The 15,621-nt window shown below is 68.3% G+C and carries 16 protein-coding genes; 5 read left to right on the forward strand and 11 right to left on the reverse strand.

What is annotated here, in order from left to right; genetic code table 11:
- Nucleotides 1–6 precede the first annotated feature (6 nt).
- The 5 genes from A6I89_RS05740 to A6I89_RS05760 form a co-directional block, all read right to left on the reverse strand.
- The gene (locus tag A6I89_RS05740; protein WP_005514573.1) at nt 7–660 is read right to left on the reverse strand and encodes a hypothetical protein; all 654 of its coding nucleotides are present in this window, start codon (nt 658–660) and stop codon (nt 7–9) included.
- Nucleotides 648–2,387, reverse strand: coding sequence for an FAD-dependent oxidoreductase (locus A6I89_RS05745; RefSeq protein WP_022594769.1), 1,740 nt, complete (start codon nt 2,385–2,387; stop codon nt 648–650). The genes A6I89_RS05740 and A6I89_RS05745 overlap by 13 nt, the downstream gene beginning before the upstream one ends.
- The gene (locus A6I89_RS05750) at nt 2,384–3,910 is read right to left on the reverse strand and encodes a flavin-containing monooxygenase (RefSeq protein WP_022594768.1); all 1,527 of its coding nucleotides are present in this window, start codon (nt 3,908–3,910) and stop codon (nt 2,384–2,386) included. Before A6I89_RS05750 ends, A6I89_RS05745 begins: the two co-directional genes overlap by 4 nt.
- Nucleotides 3,907–4,482 carry a TetR/AcrR family transcriptional regulator gene (locus tag A6I89_RS05755; RefSeq protein ID WP_041674028.1) on the reverse strand — a complete coding sequence of 192 codons (576 nt, stop codon included), beginning with the start codon at nt 4,480–4,482 and terminating at the stop codon, nt 3,907–3,909. Before A6I89_RS05755 ends, A6I89_RS05750 begins: the two co-directional genes overlap by 4 nt.
- A gap of 117 nt (nt 4,483–4,599) precedes the next feature.
- Nucleotides 4,600–5,361: a CPBP family intramembrane glutamic endopeptidase gene (locus A6I89_RS05760; RefSeq protein ID WP_005514577.1), complete on the reverse strand. Its 762-nt coding sequence runs from the start codon at nt 5,359–5,361 to the stop codon at nt 4,600–4,602.
- Between the two features lie 233 nt (nt 5,362–5,594).
- Here A6I89_RS05760 and A6I89_RS05765 point away from each other — a divergent pair, with 233 nt between their 5' ends.
- Nucleotides 5,595–7,292 (forward strand): fumarate hydratase, encoded by a 1,698-nt coding sequence (locus A6I89_RS05765; protein ID WP_022594766.1) that lies wholly within the window; start codon nt 5,595–5,597, stop codon nt 7,290–7,292.
- A gap of 160 nt (nt 7,293–7,452) precedes the next feature.
- Entirely contained in the window at nt 7,453–8,466 is a 1,014-nt protein-coding gene (locus tag A6I89_RS05770; protein ID WP_005514579.1) for an alcohol dehydrogenase catalytic domain-containing protein, read from the forward strand.
- A gap of 15 nt (nt 8,467–8,481) precedes the next feature.
- Here A6I89_RS05770 and A6I89_RS05775 read toward each other — a convergent pair whose 3' ends face one another.
- The 4 genes from A6I89_RS05775 to A6I89_RS05790 all read right to left on the reverse strand — a co-directional run bounded on the left by A6I89_RS05775 (nt 8,482) and on the right by A6I89_RS05790 (nt 10,898).
- Nucleotides 8,482–9,075 (reverse strand): TlpA disulfide reductase family protein, encoded by a 594-nt coding sequence (locus A6I89_RS05775; RefSeq protein ID WP_044990685.1) that lies wholly within the window; start codon nt 9,073–9,075, stop codon nt 8,482–8,484.
- A 60-nt stretch (nt 9,076–9,135) separates the two neighbouring features.
- Nucleotides 9,136–9,738 carry a methyltransferase family protein gene (locus tag A6I89_RS05780; protein ID WP_005514581.1) on the reverse strand — a complete coding sequence of 201 codons (603 nt, stop codon included), beginning with the start codon at nt 9,736–9,738 and terminating at the stop codon, nt 9,136–9,138.
- Between the two features lie 73 nt (nt 9,739–9,811).
- Nucleotides 9,812–10,381, reverse strand: coding sequence for a mismatch-specific DNA-glycosylase (locus tag A6I89_RS05785; RefSeq protein WP_022594764.1), 570 nt, complete (start codon nt 10,379–10,381; stop codon nt 9,812–9,814).
- 40 nt (nt 10,382–10,421) lie between these two features.
- Nucleotides 10,422–10,898: a VOC family protein gene (locus A6I89_RS05790; RefSeq protein ID WP_022594763.1), complete on the reverse strand. Its 477-nt coding sequence runs from the start codon at nt 10,896–10,898 to the stop codon at nt 10,422–10,424.
- Between the two features lie 190 nt (nt 10,899–11,088).
- Between A6I89_RS05790 and A6I89_RS05795 the strand changes: the two genes are divergently transcribed.
- Nucleotides 11,089–12,009, forward strand: coding sequence for an SDR family oxidoreductase (locus A6I89_RS05795; protein WP_005514586.1), 921 nt, complete (start codon nt 11,089–11,091; stop codon nt 12,007–12,009).
- Nucleotides 12,010–12,030: 21 nt separating this feature from the next.
- On the forward strand, nt 12,031–12,510 hold the full coding sequence (locus A6I89_RS05800) for an SRPBCC family protein (RefSeq protein WP_022594762.1): 480 nt from the start codon (nt 12,031–12,033) through the stop codon (nt 12,508–12,510).
- A gap of 287 nt (nt 12,511–12,797) precedes the next feature.
- On the opposite strand, the gene A6I89_RS05805 is transcribed toward A6I89_RS05800, so the two are convergent.
- Nucleotides 12,798–13,994, reverse strand: a complete 1,197-nt coding sequence (locus A6I89_RS05805; protein ID WP_022594761.1) for an RtcB family protein — start codon at nt 13,992–13,994, stop codon at nt 12,798–12,800.
- Between the two features lie 168 nt (nt 13,995–14,162).
- On the opposite strand from A6I89_RS05805, the gene A6I89_RS05810 reads away from it, so the two are divergent.
- Nucleotides 14,163–15,053, forward strand: a complete 891-nt coding sequence (locus A6I89_RS05810) for a carboxymuconolactone decarboxylase family protein (RefSeq protein ID WP_022594760.1) — start codon at nt 14,163–14,165, stop codon at nt 15,051–15,053.
- A gap of 10 nt (nt 15,054–15,063) precedes the next feature.
- On the opposite strand, the gene A6I89_RS05815 is transcribed toward A6I89_RS05810, so the two are convergent.
- Nucleotides 15,064–15,552, reverse strand: coding sequence for an FBP domain-containing protein (locus A6I89_RS05815; protein WP_022594759.1), 489 nt, complete (start codon nt 15,550–15,552; stop codon nt 15,064–15,066).
- Nucleotides 15,553–15,621: the final 69 nt, after the last annotated feature.

The raw sequence follows: 15,621 nt of genomic DNA on the forward strand, positions 1-15,621 counted from the left end.
GCCCCGTCACCCGCGCGTCACGCGTGCCGGTCCGGTGCTCATCACGCCGGATTCGATGACGATCCCAGGGTGCGGCCCCGGCCGCATCCACTGTCCGAGCGTGGGGCCGGTGGCGTCCACCGCGACCCGCGCACCACGGAACCTTCCGCGCAGCCGTGCGCGAGCCCGTGCGACACCGCCGTCCGGCAACGGCTGCGCGAACCCGAGCGCACCCACGATCGGTAACGAGGGCCCGAATGATCGCGCTGTGGTCCGCACTTCCCAACCGTCGGCGCTCGCGGTGAACGTGCCCGTGACATCCCCGTCGAAAGTGGCGAGCACCTTCGGCAGATGCCAGTGCTCTCGTCCGCCGTGGACCGACGGTTCGGAGTCGACTGCGATGAACGGGACCGCCATCGACGGAAGGACACCGGCGCGAAGGGACGGCGCACGGAGAACGGGACTGGCAAGGATCTCGCGGTACGGACCGACCGGCGACTCGAGGTAGTCGACCATCATCGCGAGTGTGACGGGCAGTGCGCGGCCCCCCGGCCCGAACGATGCCGCTTCGGGCGTCGCGCGATGCCACCACAGGGTGGCCCGGACCTTCGCCGGCCACGGCGGCGGCGGACTGATCGGCCAGTCCTGCCGGAGGTGTTCGCTCTCAGTCACGCTCCACACGGACGTTCCCCTCTCTCGTGGCGATCCCCGGCTGCGGACGAATGGCTCACCGGGGACACGGGCAGACGCAGCGCGCCCGGCGCCTCCGGCGGCACGGTGGGGTGCGCCGGGACAACCGGCGCGACCGCCTCGTACGGCGCGTCGAGGTCGGGACGAGAGTCGTTCTCGCCCTTGTTGGGCCACAGAGCCATCGCACGTTCGGCCTGCGCGGTGATCGTCAGCGACGGGTTGACGCCGAGGTTCGCGCTGACGACCGAACCGTCCACGACGTGGAGCCCCTCGTGCCCGTACGCCCGCAGGTACGGGTCGACCACGCCGGTCGCGGCACTGTCCCCGATGGTGCAACCGCCGAGGAAGTGCGCCGTCATCGGGATGTTCACCAGATCGAGCAGTGACCCGCCCGCGTCGCCCCCGATCCGCTCGGCCACGCGGCGGATGACCTCGTGCCCCACCGGGATCCACTCGGGTGGTGGCGCCCCCGGACCCGGACGGCTGGTGAGTCTGCGCCGGCCGAACAGACCCTTCTTGCCGGCGAGCTCGAGCGAGTTGTCGTCGGTCTGCATGACCAGTGCGATCACCGTGCGCTCGGACCAGTGCCGCACCGACAGCGTCCGCAGGAAGGCGCCCGGGTTCCGCAGCGCCACTCCCACTGCCCTCAGCGGTCGGGGCACGCGTCCGCCACCGTCGGTGAGAAGCGCCTGCAGCAACCCGATCACGTTGCTGCCCTTGCCGTATCGAACGGGCTCGATATGGGTGTGATCGTCGGGATGGAACGAGGACGTGATGGCCACCCCGTGCGTGAAGTCCACCGACCGCGTTCTCGCGGCCGCAGCGAGCACCGCTTCCGAATTCGTCCGCACCACGGCGCCCAGTCGGGGCGACAGCTTCGGAAGTAGGCCACGATCGCGCATGGACAACAGCAGTCGGGCGGTCCCGTAGGTGCCTGCGGCGACGACGACCTGGTCGGCGGTGAACGTGGCGCGCGGTCTCCGAATCCCGCCCGTGACGCGGCCGGTGACCGTGTAGCCACCGCCGGCGCGCGGGCGCACCTCCTCCACCGTGGTCATGGGGTGGATGGTCGCTCCGGCGCGTTCGGCGAGGTACAGGTAGTTCTTCACGAGGGTGTTCTTGGCTCCGACGCGGCACCCGGTCATGCAGCTTCCGCACTCTGTGCAACCGGTCCGGTCCGGGCCGGCACCGCCGAAGAAGGGGTCCGGGACACGTGCGCCGGGTTCACCGAAGAACACCCCTACCGGCGTGGATGAGAACGTCTGCCCGACGCCCAGTTCCTCTGCGACCGAACGCATCACCTCGTCGGCGGCGGTGAAGGTCGGGTTCTCCCGGACGCCGAGCATTCGTTCGGCCTGCTCGTAGTAGGGCGCGAGTTCACGCTCCCAATCGGTGATGTGACCCCACGGGGATTCGCGGAAGAATGCGGCCGGAGGCCGGTAGAGCGTGTTGGCGTAGTTGAGGGACCCACCACCCACACCGGCACCGGCCATCACGAGGACGTCCGGAAGCAGATGCATCCGTTGCACGCCGTAGCAGCCGAGCCACGGCGCCCACAGGTACCGCCGCAGCCGCCACGACGTCTGCGGCAGTTCGTCGTCCGCGAAGCGCCGTCCGGCCTCCAGGACACCGACGCGATACCCCTTCTCGGTGAGGCGCAGGGCGGCGACGCTCCCGCCGAAGCCCGAACCGATCACCACCACGTCGTAGTGCGTCATGCGCGCGCCCCCGTGTCCTCGGTCGCCCGGCGGCCCTCGCCCGCGGTGGTCAGTCGGTAGTTCTCCCGGTCGAACCGCCTCGTGCGCCTGCGGAACCGCCACGTGTACGTGGGCCACATCACCGAGTTGCGTCCGCTGGCGTCCAGGTACCAGCTGTCGCAGCCACCGGCGTTCCAGACGGTGCGCGCCAGCTGCGGATCCAGTCCGTCGTTGTAGCGCCGCTGCGCGTCCCCGGTGACCTCGACGGTCGCGGCCCGTTCGTCCCGCATCACCCGCAGTGCGTCGGCGATGTAGGTGGCCTGCGACTCGAGCATGTACACGATCGAGCTGTGTCCGAGGTTGGTGTTGGGCCCGTACATGAGGAACAGATTCGGGAACCCGTGCACCGTCGTGCCGAGATGCGCCGACGGGCTCCCCGACCAATGTTCGGCCAGCGTGCGACCGTCCGCTCCCCGGACGTGCCGCGCGACGGGCGGCTCGGTGGGGGTGAAGCCGGTGGCGAAGATGATTGCGTCGACCGGATACTCGTTGCCCGCGTCGTCGAACACTGCGGTCTCGGTGACAGCGGTCAGGCCCGACGACACCACGGTCACGTCGCGGCGCGTGAGTGTCCGCAGCCAGTCGTTGGAGAGCAGAATCCGCTTGCACGTGATGGTGAACGCCGGCGTCAACGCGGCTCGCAGGCCGTCGTCCGGCACCTGCGCGCGCAGATACGCCTCGGCGCGACGCTGGAACAAGCGCAGTAGCCAGAGTTGGTGCGCCATACCGACGACGTAGCCCTCCTTCTGGGCGTACACCGCGCCGCGCACGAGCTTCTGGGTGGACGGGAACGCGCGGAACAGGGCGCGTTCGATGCGCGAGACGGCGCGGTCGTGCTTGGGCAGCACCCACGACGCCGTCCGCTGGAACAACGTGAGGTGCTCGACCCGATCGACGATCTCGGGAACGAACTGGATCGCCGACGCCCCCGTACCGATCACCGCGACCCTCTTTCCGGCGAGGTCGTAGCCGTGGTCCCACGTCGCCGAGTGGAAGGTTGTACCGGTGAAGGATTCGACGCCCGGCACGTCCGGAAGCTTCGGCGCGGAGAGCGCGCCCGTGGCGGCGACGAGAACGGTCGCGGTGAGATCCCCCCGCCCGGTGCGGACCCGCCACTGCCTGCCGTGGGCATCCCAATGCGCTTCCACCAGTTCACATCCGGTCACCGTCCGGTCGGCCACACCGGTCTGATCGGCCACGCGCCGCAGGTAGGCGTGGATCTCGGGCTGCTTGCCGTAGGCGTATCGCCAGTCCGGCTCCGGAGCGAACGAGTAGGAGTACAGGGCGCTGGGTACGTCGCAGGCGCAGCCCGGGTAGGTGTTGTCCCGCCAGGTGCCGCCGACGTCGTCGGCACGCTCGATCACGAGTAGGTCCGCCGCGGGGTCCTCGCGGAGAAGGGTGGCGGCGAGGCCGATACCGCCGAAGCCTGCACCCACGATCAGGGTGTGGACGTGAGCGGGCAGGGTGGTCCGTCCGGTTTTCACTGCGTCACCATCGCTTTCCAGACGGGCAGCAGACGATCACGCAACTGCCGGTCGGCTTCGGGAGTGCGGAACAGGGCGGAGACCGCCAGCCCCCTGGCGATCTCGATACTGAGATCGACGGCGTCCGCGCTCATGCGGTCGCCGACGATCTCGGCGAATCCGAGACGCAGCGCGTCTCCGACCTTGCGCTCGAGCGGAATCATCGCTTCGTGCAGGCCGGGATCGGTGCGGGCGGCGACCCAGAGTTCGAGGGCCGCATAGAAGAGCGGGCCGGTGAACGCCTCGCAGAGCGTCTCGAGCCCGCGGTCGGGATCGGGGCGTGAACGCAGCAGCTCGGCCAGGCGCCTGTCCACCAGATGGCCGACCGCGGCCACGACCAGCGATTCCTTGGTGGGGAACTGGTGCAGCTGGGCGCCCCGCGACACTCCGGCGCGCTTCGTCACGGCCTGACTGCTGGTGCCGGCGTAGCCCACCTCCACGAGCAGTTCGATGGTGGCGTCGAGGAGCTTTCCGCGGGTCGCGGCACTGCGTTCTGCCTGCGTGCGAGAAGTAGTTGCTGTGCCTTGGGTCACATGTCGGACATTATCGGGAAACTTACAAACAGTCCAGACTGTCGGCAAATCTGGTGGCACAGAAGACGGACGGCTCGCTCCGCCGGGGCGGAACGAGCCGTCGAAACCAGGGCCGGGTCAGGCCAGGGAGGCGTGCCAGACGAGAGCGGCAGCGAGTGCGCCGATGCCGTTGAGCGACCAGTGCAACGCGATCGGGGCGAGCAGGCTGCCACTGCGACTACGGAGCCATGTGAAGACGAATCCGGCCGCGGCGGTGGCAGCGACCGCGCCGGCGATGCCGAGGATCTGCCCCATCAGCCCGCCGCCGAGGATCCCGGTGAGACCGCGATTGCCCGTCGTGAGTCCCAGCGACGAGGCGATGTGCCACAGCCCGAAGAGCAGCGATCCGGCAGCGAAGACACCACGTGCCCCGGAGACACGCGACAGGGTGCCCTGCAGCACGCCACGGAACGCGAGCTCCTCGGGGATCACGGTCTGCAGCGGAATGACGATCATCGAGGCGATGAGGGCGCCGGAGACGGTCGCGTAGCGATCCGCCATGAAGAACTGCCGGGTGAACGGCAGCGCGATGCCGACAGCCACGACGGCGAGCACCAACCCCACACACGCGAGCGCATAGACCGTGCCCTTGCGCCAGTGTCGCGGCGACAACCCCAGTTCCGCCCAGCCGAGTCCGCGACGACGGGTGAGCCCGACCAGGACGACCGCGGCGATCGGAACCGTCGCGATACTCGCCCAGACCGTGGTGAAGTGCGCGACCAGATTGGTCGAGACCAGGACGGCGACGACGACGACGACATCCAGCCAGGCGTGCGCGGCGCGGATGCGGTGAATGCCCGTGGTCGACACGGTGTCGGCGTTGGCTGTAGCGATGTTCATACGGTGAGGGGCCCCGTCCGTCCGATCTACCCGATACCGACAGACGACATACCGTTATCTGCCCGTTATCCAATTCAGCGTACGCCCTCCACTGCTGCGCGGCCGGTGAGCTTTCGCACACTGCACTGGGACTACCCCCGATTCGACGTGTTCACACGCTGCCCCGATTCGGAGCGGCGAATGCCCGCCGTTAGCCTGGAACCGAACTCAACAGCCCGTGTTCAGGAGAAACGATGCCGGAATTCCTCTACGAGGACCTGCTGCCGATCGGTGAAGACCCCACCGAGTACCGGCTGCTCACCACCGAGGGCGTGTCGACCGTCGAAGGACCGGACGGCCGCACGTTCCTGAAGGTCGAACCAGAGGCCCTGCGGCTGCTCACCGAGACCGCACTGCACGACATCTCGCACTACCTGCGCACGGACCACCTGAAGCAGGTCGCGAGCATCCTCGACGATCCCGAGGCGTCGGGCAACGACAAGTTCGTCGCGTTGGACCTCCTGAAGAACGCCAACATCTCCGCCGCGGGCGTGCTGCCGATGTGCCAGGACACCGGCACCGCGATCGTCATGGGCAAGCGCGGCCAGCAGGTGCTCACTCCGGGCGACGACGAGGAGTCGATCGCCCGTGGCGTGTACGACGCCTACACCAAGCTGAACCTGCGCTACTCGCAGAACGCTCCCATCACCATGTGGGAGGAGAAGAACACGGGCAACAACCTGCCCGCGCAGATCGAGCTGTACGCGGATACCGCGAAGGGCCACGAGAACTCCTACAAGTTCCTGTTCATGGCCAAGGGCGGCGGATCGGCCAACAAGTCGTACCTGTACCAGGAGACGAAGGCCATCCTGAACCCGGACTCGATGATGCAGTTCCTCGAGGCCAAAATCCGTTCGCTGGGCACTGCGGCCTGCCCGCCGTACCACCTGGCGATCGTCGTCGGCGGCACCTCCGCCGAGTTCGCGCTCAAGACAGCCAAGTACGCGTCCGCGCACTACCTGGACGAGCTGCCCACCGAGGGCGCAATCACCGGGCGCGGCTTCCGTGACCACGAGCTCGAGAAGAAGGTCTTCGAGCTCACCCAGAAGATCGGCATCGGCGCACAGTTCGGCGGCAAGTACTTCTGCCACGACGTCCGCGTCATCCGTCTCCCCCGCCACGGCGCCTCGCTGCCCGTCGCGATCGCCGTCTCGTGCTCGGCCGACCGCCAGGCCAAGGCGAAGATCACCCCCGAGGGCGTCTTCCTCGAGCAGCTCGAGTTCAACCCGGGCCAGTTCCTTCCCGAGGTCACCGACACCCAGCTCGACACGGAAACCGACGGCGTCTCGGGTACCGGCAAGGGTGCCGCGGTCAAGATCGACCTCACCCGCCCGATGCCGGAGATCCTGGCCGAGCTGTCCAAGCACCCGGTCAAGACCCGTCTGTCGCTGACAGGCCCGCTGGTCGTCGCGCGCGACATCGCGCACGCGAAGATCAAGGAGCGCCTGGACGCCGGCGAGGAGATGCCGCAGTACCTCAAGGATCACCCGGTGTACTACGCCGGACCGGCCAAGACCCCGGACGGGATGGCGTCGGGCTCCTTCGGACCCACCACCGCGGGCCGGATGGACTCGTACGTCGAACAGTTCCAGGCTGCGGGCGGATCGATGATCATGCTCGCCAAGGGCAACCGGTCCAAGCAGGTCACCGACGCGTGCAACACGCACGGCGGCTTCTACCTCGGCTCGATCGGCGGCCCGGCGGCACGTCTGGCGCTGGACTGCATCAAGAACGTCGAGATCGTCGAGTACGAAGAGCTCGGCATGGAGGCGGTCTGGAAGATCGACGTCGAAGATTTCCCGGCGTTCATCGTCGTCGACGACAAGGGCAACGATTTCTTCGCCCACACCGGCGAAGTCACGCTGACGATCGGCAAGCGCCCCGGCCTGTGAGCTGACGGCCGTCCCGAATACCGAAGGCCCGGTAGAGCATTCGCTCTACCGGGCCTTTCGTCGTTTTTGCCGCGTGCGCCGCGGGCCCTTGCCACGGTCCGTCCCTGCGGGTTTGACTGGAACACGGACCGCCGACCGCCACACCCGGAGCGAGGTGCCGATGCCGACACATCGAGCAGTACACGTCCAGTCCCCCGGTGAACCACTGACACTCGCCGACGTCGAGACGACGCACCCCGATCGCGACCACGTCCGCATCGCGGTCGCCGCATGCGGCGTCTGCGGTACCGATCACGGGTTCGTCAACGGCGGATTCCCCGGAATGTCCTGGCCACTGACTCCCGGACACGAGATCGCCGGGACTGTAGCCGAACTCGGCGACGGCGTCGACGAGTTCGCGGTCGGCGACCGGGTGGCGGTCGGCTGGTTCGGCGGCCACTGCAACGAGTGCGTCCCGTGCCGGAAGGGCACCTTCATCCACTGCGAGCGGATGCAGGTACCCAGCTGGCAGTATCCCGGCGGCTACGCCGAGTCGGTGACGGCGCCGGCCAACGCGCTCGCCCGGATCCCGGAGGGCCTCACGTTCGCGGAGGCCGCACCGATGAGCTGCGCCGGGGTCACGACGTTCGACGCGCTACGCAAGACTCGGGCGCGGCCCGGTGACCGCGTCGCCGTCCTGGGCGTCGGCGGACTCGGACACCTCGGAGTCCAGTTCGCCCGCGCGATGGGATTCGAGACGGTCGCCATCGCACGCGGCTCCGAAAAGCGGGACGACGCACGCCGGTTCGGCGCCCACCATTATGTGGATTCCACAGCCGGCGACGTCGCTGCGGCCTTGCAGTCCCTCGGGGGCGTGTCGGCGATTCTGGCGACCGCCGCGAACTCGAAGGCCATGGCCGACACGATCGGCGGACTGACCCCGCTGGGCGAACTGGTCGTCGTGGGTGTCACGCCCGACCCACTGCCGATCAGCCCGATGCAGCTGATCACGCCCGGCGTCAGCGTGACCGGACACCCGTCGGGCACCGCTCGCGACGTCGAGGAGACGATGCAGTTCGCGGTCCTGACCGGCGTGCGTGCTCAGATCGAGGAGCGCCCGCTCGCCGAGGCCGCGGACGCGTACGCCGCAATGGACGAAGGACGCGCGCGGTATCGCATGGTGCTCACGATGTGACCGCGCCCGCCCGCGTCATTCGGCCGCGATCCGCTCGACCACGGGCTGGAGGTCCACGTCGAGCAGCTCGCGCAGGAACACCGCGGCGACGCGGTGCTGCCGGTCGAGGACGATCGTCGACGGGATGACACTCGTCGGGTACTTTCCGCCGAGCGCCAGCAGTGAGCGCATCGGCGGGTCGTAGATCGACGGGTAGGTGAGCCCGAAGTCGACCGCGAAGTCCTGGGCCTTGTCCCGCTGGGGATCTCGTACGTTGATCCCGAGGAACTGCACACCGCTCCCCCTGGTCGCCTGGTAGACGCGTTCGAGGTCGTCCGCCTCGGCGCGGCACGGCGCGCACCACTGACCCCACAGGTTGATCACCACAACCTGCCCGGGGAAGTCCGCGACGCCGACCTGCTGATCGGTGATCAGTTCCGGGCCCGCGAGGTTCCCGATCGTTCCTCTCGATTCGGGCGGGTCGTAGAAGATGTCCATCTGACCGCCGGGCGCGACGAAGTCGAACGTCCCGCCCTGTGCGACGGCGTCCGTCCCGGTGGCGCATCCCGACAGCAGCATCGCGACCAGCCCCGCAGCAGCGATCGCCCGACCGTTTCTCCATCCCGGCATCCACACGACACCCAACCTACTACCTATGTACGTAGATAGTAGATGCGGCCCCGCCGAGCATCACAGTACGAAGGGGATCAATCGTCGTGTGCGGTGCATGTACTGCCGGTACGGGTCGCCCAGCCCCTCGACGAGCACCCGCTCCTCGTGCGGGATGCGCACGACGTACGCAGCCGCCAGACCCAGTACGGTCAGCGGCGCAAGCCAATTCGTGTAGGCGACAGTGAACCCGAGCGCACAGATCAGCGCACCCGTGTACGAAGGATGCCGGATCCGGCGGTAGAGGCCGGTGTCCACGACGTGCTGCCCCTCCACGGTCTGGACCTGGAACGTGAACGAGGCACCGAGTTCGTGAACGGCCCGCAGGCGCAGCACCTGGCCCGCAGCGGCCACCGCGATGCCCGCCCCGAAGAGCCACCAGGCGCCGTCGGTGATCACGGTCGCCGACACCAGCACGCCGACCGTCGCACCGCCGACGTACGCCACCAACAGGCCCAGTCCCACGGCCGCCCCGGTCCAGCCGTCCCGGTGGGACCCGGCGCCCGGGTGCGTCCGGCCGATCCACAGTTCGGACAGCACGACGGCGAGGAAGGCGACGGCCAGGATCGCTGCCGCGACCGGATCCGACGCGAAGAGCGGGAGTGCCGCACCGTTGTCCGCCACCCTTCGAGTGTGCCGCGTCCACGGCCGTCGCACGGCCGGAACGAGAGGGCCGAGCGGGCGACCGGGCGCGTAGTCAGTCCGACACGACGCCCGCGTCGACCGCGGCGGCCCGGTACGCCCGGGCGAGGGAGTCCACGGTGTCGTGCGCGTTGAGACCGCTCGGATTCGGCACCACCCACAGCGCGGCGCCCTTGAAACCCTCGGGCTGACGTCCTGCCACCGCCTTCCGCATTCCGAAAGCTGTGCGGTACGCGGTGATCCCGGCTACCGCCACCACCCGCGGTCGCACCCGGGCAACCGTCTCACGCAGGCGGACACCGCCCGTCTGCAGCTCCTCTGCGGTGAGCTCGTCGGCGCGGGCGGTCGCACGGTGGGCGATGTTCGTTATCCCGATCCCGCGGGCTACGAGCAGGCTGCGGTCCTCGTCGGACATGCCGGTGGTGGGGTCGATGGGGCGGTCGACGATGCCGGCCCGCAGCAACGCCGGGTAGAAACGGTTCCCGGGCCGGGCGAAGTGCGCGCCGGTGGCCGCGGTCCACAGGCCCGGGTTGATGCCCACGAAGAGCAGCCGGCAGCCTGGGCCGATCAGGTCCGGCACCTCCGCGTCCCGGAAGGCCTCGAGTTGGTCGCGCGTGAATCCCATGACGCACAGCGAACCTCACCGACCAGGCGCGGCCAAACCGTCAGGGGTTCTCGTACGCCTCACGAATGACGTCGATGTCGAGCTTGCGCATCTGCATCATCGCCTGTGTCGCGCGCTGCGCGGCTGCCGGGTCCGGTCCGCCGATATACGACGCCAGGGTCTCCGGGACGATCTGCCACGACACGCCCCACCGGTCCTTCAACCAGCCGCACCGGCTCTCCTGGCCGCCGTCGGCGGTCAACCGGTTCCAGTACTCGTCGACCTCGGCCTGGTCGGCGCAGCTCACCTGAAACGACACAGCCTCGGTGAACGGGAACTCCGGCCCGCCGTTGAGAGCGGTGAACTTCTGGCCGTTCAGCTCGAACTCCACCGTCAACGCCAGCCCCTCCGGCCGGTGCATGCCCGGCCCGTACCGGGAGATGTTCAGAATCCTGGAGTTCTCGAACAGCGAGACGTAGAAGGTCGCGGCCTCCTCGCCTTCGGTGTCGAACCACAGGCACGGGGTGATCGTCTGCATGGTCGAGATCCTTCCGGTCGTCGTGTTCCGCATCGTGTTCGGTGGGATAGACCGCGACCGCGCCGAGAACTCATCGGCCGGCGGTCGCGAGCGTACGACGAAGCGGTGACATCCGGCCGGTAGTCGGCTCCACCGGCGGTAGATTGGGACGCGAACGAACCCGCGTGTCGCCGATCGCCGAGGGGGTTCCATGTATCAGGTTCCCGACATCACGGGCCGGTACGTCGTCGTCACCGGCGCCAACAGCGGCATCGGCAAGGAAGCCACCCGGCGGCTGGCCGCGGCGGGCGCACACGTCGTGATGGCCGTGCGGACACCCGCCAGGGGCGAGTCGGCGTGCGCCGAGATCATGCACGAGAACCCCGACGCGCAACTCGAGATCCGCCGGATCGACCTGGCCGACCTCGGCTCCGTGCGGGAGTTCGCCGCCGGTCTCCTCGACGACGGTCGACCGCTCGATCTGCTGATCAACAATGCCGGCGTCATGTCGCCGCCGCGCAGGTTCGAGACGGTGGACGGGTTCGAGCTGCAGTTCGGCTCCAATTTCCTCGGCCCGTTCGCCCTCACCAACCTGCTGCTACCCCTACTGCTGGACGCCGCCATGCCGCGGGTCGCGACGATGACGAGCGGCACGGCGCACTACGGCCGGATCAACTTTCGGGACCTGCAGTCGCGGCACCGGTACAGCCCGGCATTGAGCTACGCGCAGTCCAAGCTCGCCGATATGCTCATGGCGCAACAGTTGGCACGGGTGGCCGACGAACTCGGCTGGCACCTGCTGAGCACCTACGCTCACCCCGGTTACACCCGAACCAATCTCCAGACCGCCGGTGCGAGCCTCGGGCGCGAGCGGCCCCGCCACGGCATGTTCTCCGGCAACGACCGCACAATGCTGCCGTCGCAGGACGTCCGTGCGGGCGTCGAGCCGATCCTGTTCGCCGCGACCAGCCCTGACGCCGTCCAGGGCGGCTACTACGGACCGGGTGGCCGGATGGCACTCGTCGGGCCCACCCGGCGGTACGACCCACCTCGCAGCTCCCGGGGCGAGGATCTGGCGCCGTCGCTCTGGGCGGTGGCCGAAAAGCTCACCGACACGACACTTCCCCTGTGAGCAGACACCGACGGAGGATCGATGACCGACCGGACAGAAACCGCCACAGTTGCCACCACGGGTGACCGAGGCGTGCACATCGAACGCGTAGTCGGGGCGCCACGCGACCGCGTGTGGGCCGCCTACACCGAACCGGATCTCATCGCCAGGTGGTGGGGGCGCGGCAACCGGCTCGACGTCGAGAAGTGGGAACTGGGGCGCGGTGGGCATTGGCGCTTCGTCGAACACCACGAGGGCGGTGCGGCCGGATTCGAGGGGCGATTCCGGGAGGTGACGCCGGGTGAGCGCATCATCTGGTCGTTCGAGTGGGACGGCATGCCGACCCACGTCTCGGTCGAGACGATCGAGTTCGTCGATCTCGGTGACGGCCGCACCAAGCTGGTGATGGATTCGATGTTCATGACGCCCGAGGACCGCGACGGCATGATGCAGTCCGGCATGGAGGCGGGTATGAACGCGAGCTTCGCCGCCCTCGACGCGTTGCTCGCGCAACCCTCCTGACCCACCGCGCGCGACTGCTGGACGATCGTCCAGATCACTTTCCGCAAAACGCCGTGGTCCGGGCCGACCCTCGGCTATATTTCGGGCGCATAACGACCTTGTCGACCGGTCTCGCCCTGGAAAGGCCCACGATGAACCTCAACCTCGTCTCGCTGTTCCCGTTTCTGATCGGACCGATCGGCAACCTCCTGAATTTCGGCAGCACCCTCGATTTCAGCTGAGCGCGACACCCGTTCGCGGCGACACCCCGGGACAGATCCCGGGGTGTCGCTGCTTCCACGGACCGATCAGGTGCCCTTCACGTTGAGGATCTGCCGCAGCGTGTGCCGGACCTCCACGAGATCTCGAGCGTCGTCCATGACGACGTCGATGTCCTTGTAGGCGTCCGGGATCTCGTCGATCCACTCGGCGCCGTGCCGGTACTCGATCCCCTTCATCCGGTCGGCCAGGTCCGCCACGGTGAACCGCTTGCGGGCCTGCGTCCGGGAGAATCGACGGCCGGCGCCGTGCGGGGCGGAGCACAGCCCGCGCGCATCGCCCTTTCCCCGGACCACGTAGGACCGGGTGCCCATCGACCCCGGAATGACCGCGTCCACGCCCTCGTGCGCGTCCACCGCCCCCTTGCGGGTGAGCCACACCGTCTCTCCGTAGTGCTCTTCCTGCTCGGTGTAGTTGTGGTGACAGTTGATCCGCTCTTCCTCCACCACCGGCGCGCCGATCCACTCGCCGAACACTTCGGCGAACCGATCCATCATTTCCGCGCGGTTCAGCAGCGCGAACCGCTGCGCCCAACGCAGTTCCCGGATGTACGCCCAGAACTCGGGCGCACCCTCCGCCAGGTAGGCGAGATCCCGGTTGGGCAACCCGATGTGCCATGTCCGGCAGAGCTTCTGGGCGATCGCGATGTGCTTCTGTGCAATCTTGTTCCCCACCCCACGACTACCGGAGTGCAGGAACAACCAGACCCGATCCTCCTCGTCGAGGCACAGTTCGATGAAGTGGTTGCCGCCGCCCAGCGAACCCAACTGCTCACGCCACTTCGGGGAGTGCGACAGATCGACGCCGTCGCGCGCCGCCCGCTCCTCGAGTTCGGCGATCTTGGGCTCCGCGAACCACTTCCCGAGCGACGCGGTCAGGTTGTAATTGCCCGGAGACAGCGGGATCGCGCGCTCGACACCCAGGCGCAGCGTATGCAGCGTTCGTCCCGCACCGCCGCCACGCTCGATGTCGACCAGGCCGAACTGCGTTCGCGCGGCGATCATTCCGCATCCGATGTCGACACCGACCGCCGCCGGGATCACTGCTCCGCGGGTGGGAATCACCGTTCCCACCGCCGAACCTTTGCCGAAGTGCGCGTCCGGCATCAGTGCAATGTGCGGGTACACGAACGGCATGGACGCGGTCTCCCGCGCCTGCGCGAGGGTTCCGTCGTCGATGTGGCTGGCGAAGTTCACGAGGTTGTGGTCGTGCTCGGTGGGGCTCACTGTCCTGCTCCGGTCGGGGACGAACGACACGGGGATCGCCCACGCCGCTGTCCGATCAATTGTTCGATATTCCAACCGTAGAGCGATTTCGGGACAGGGCAAGCGAATTACCCTCCGGCAGCGTTCAATGGACCGCGGCGGACAACACATGCGAGGACGGTGACAGACATGACCGAGCACGACGACTGGGCACACCACAGCGGGGCTTCTGCCCTGCGCCACTTCGCTCCCGAGGTGGCGTCGACGCTCGATCGCATCGTCGCGACCGCTCCCACCGATCTCGCCGCCGGCACCCGAGTGGTGTGCGCGCGGACCCTGTCACTTCCGCCGCTGCCGGCGCCCGCACGGATCGCCGACGACCTCACCGGTGCCTCGCTGGAGTTCGCCGAGCAATTCTCGGTGGACGTGTCGATGATCGACGATGCCCAGCGTGCCTCGTTGACCACCGCGATCGGTGCGGACACCGGCAGATTCGTCCAATTGCTGTACGTCGCCGACTGGGTGCCGCGGGCGCGGGCCGGCCTCGACGCGCTGTTCTCGGCGTCCGAACCGGGGTGGACGGTCCCCGTCGAGTGGGACACCGCCGGCGAACCGTGGCCGCTGATCCAGCGCACCCTCGTCGAGATCGCACGGGTACGTGAACTGGACCCGGTGACCACCGAGGTGGTGCGCCTCTATCAGGCCCGGCAGCACAATTGTCGTCTGTGCAAGTCGCTGCGCAATCGGACCGCGATGATGGCCGGCGGCCGCGAGGAACTGTACGACGAGATCGACGACTTCCGGCGCAGCGGGTTGTCGCCGCGGCACAAGGCTGCGCTCGAGTTCGCCGACGCCTTGATCTGGCAGCCCGCTCGCATCGATCCGCAGGTGGTGGCCGACGTCCGCACGCACTTCTCCCCCGCCGAGGCCGTCGAGCTCGTGATCGATCTGCTGCGTAACGCGTGCAACAAGATCGCGGTGTCGACGGGAACGGACGGCGCGAACGTCGCCGAGGGGATCGAGGTCTACGACGTCAATCCCGACGGCAGCGTCGACTTCGGTCTGGCGCTACCCGGCTGATCCCGCGCCGTCAGGTGTAGAGGCGATCGACGAACGCGTCGATGTTGGCCCGCACACGCTCGGTCTTCTCCTCCGGGCTGAGGTCCTCGCGGTACCGGCTGCCCAGCGCGGGCTTCTTCCGGCCGCGCGCGTACAGCGGGCAGGCCAGGTCGATGCACATGTAGATGCCCACCGAGTTGCCCGCGCGTCCCGACTCGCCGACCTTGTTCGCTGTCATGAGCGCGATACCACCGCGGGTGTGGGTGGTGAGGCAGATCGCGCACATCTGGGATTTGCCGGAACCGTTGGGTTCGAACCGCATGGCGACACCGACCGGGCCGTCCGCCCGGGGCACGACCAGGTAGCCGCGCCCCGGGAAAGCCGGGTCCGTCCAGCCGAGGAAGTCCAGGTCATCCCAGGGCCGATCGTCCAGGTCGCGCGGAGCGGGCAGGCGCTTGGCGTCCCCTTTGGAACAGTTGACGAACGACGCCCTCAGGTCGCCTTCGGTGATCGGATCCACGGGCCGACTCCTTCGATCGTTCGGGCGGCTAACTGCCGCCACGATACGACCGGTGCCGCGGACGGACAA

Source organism: Prescottella equi (assembly GCF_002094305.1).
Lineage (GTDB): Bacteria > Actinomycetota > Actinomycetes > Mycobacteriales > Mycobacteriaceae > Prescottella > Prescottella equi.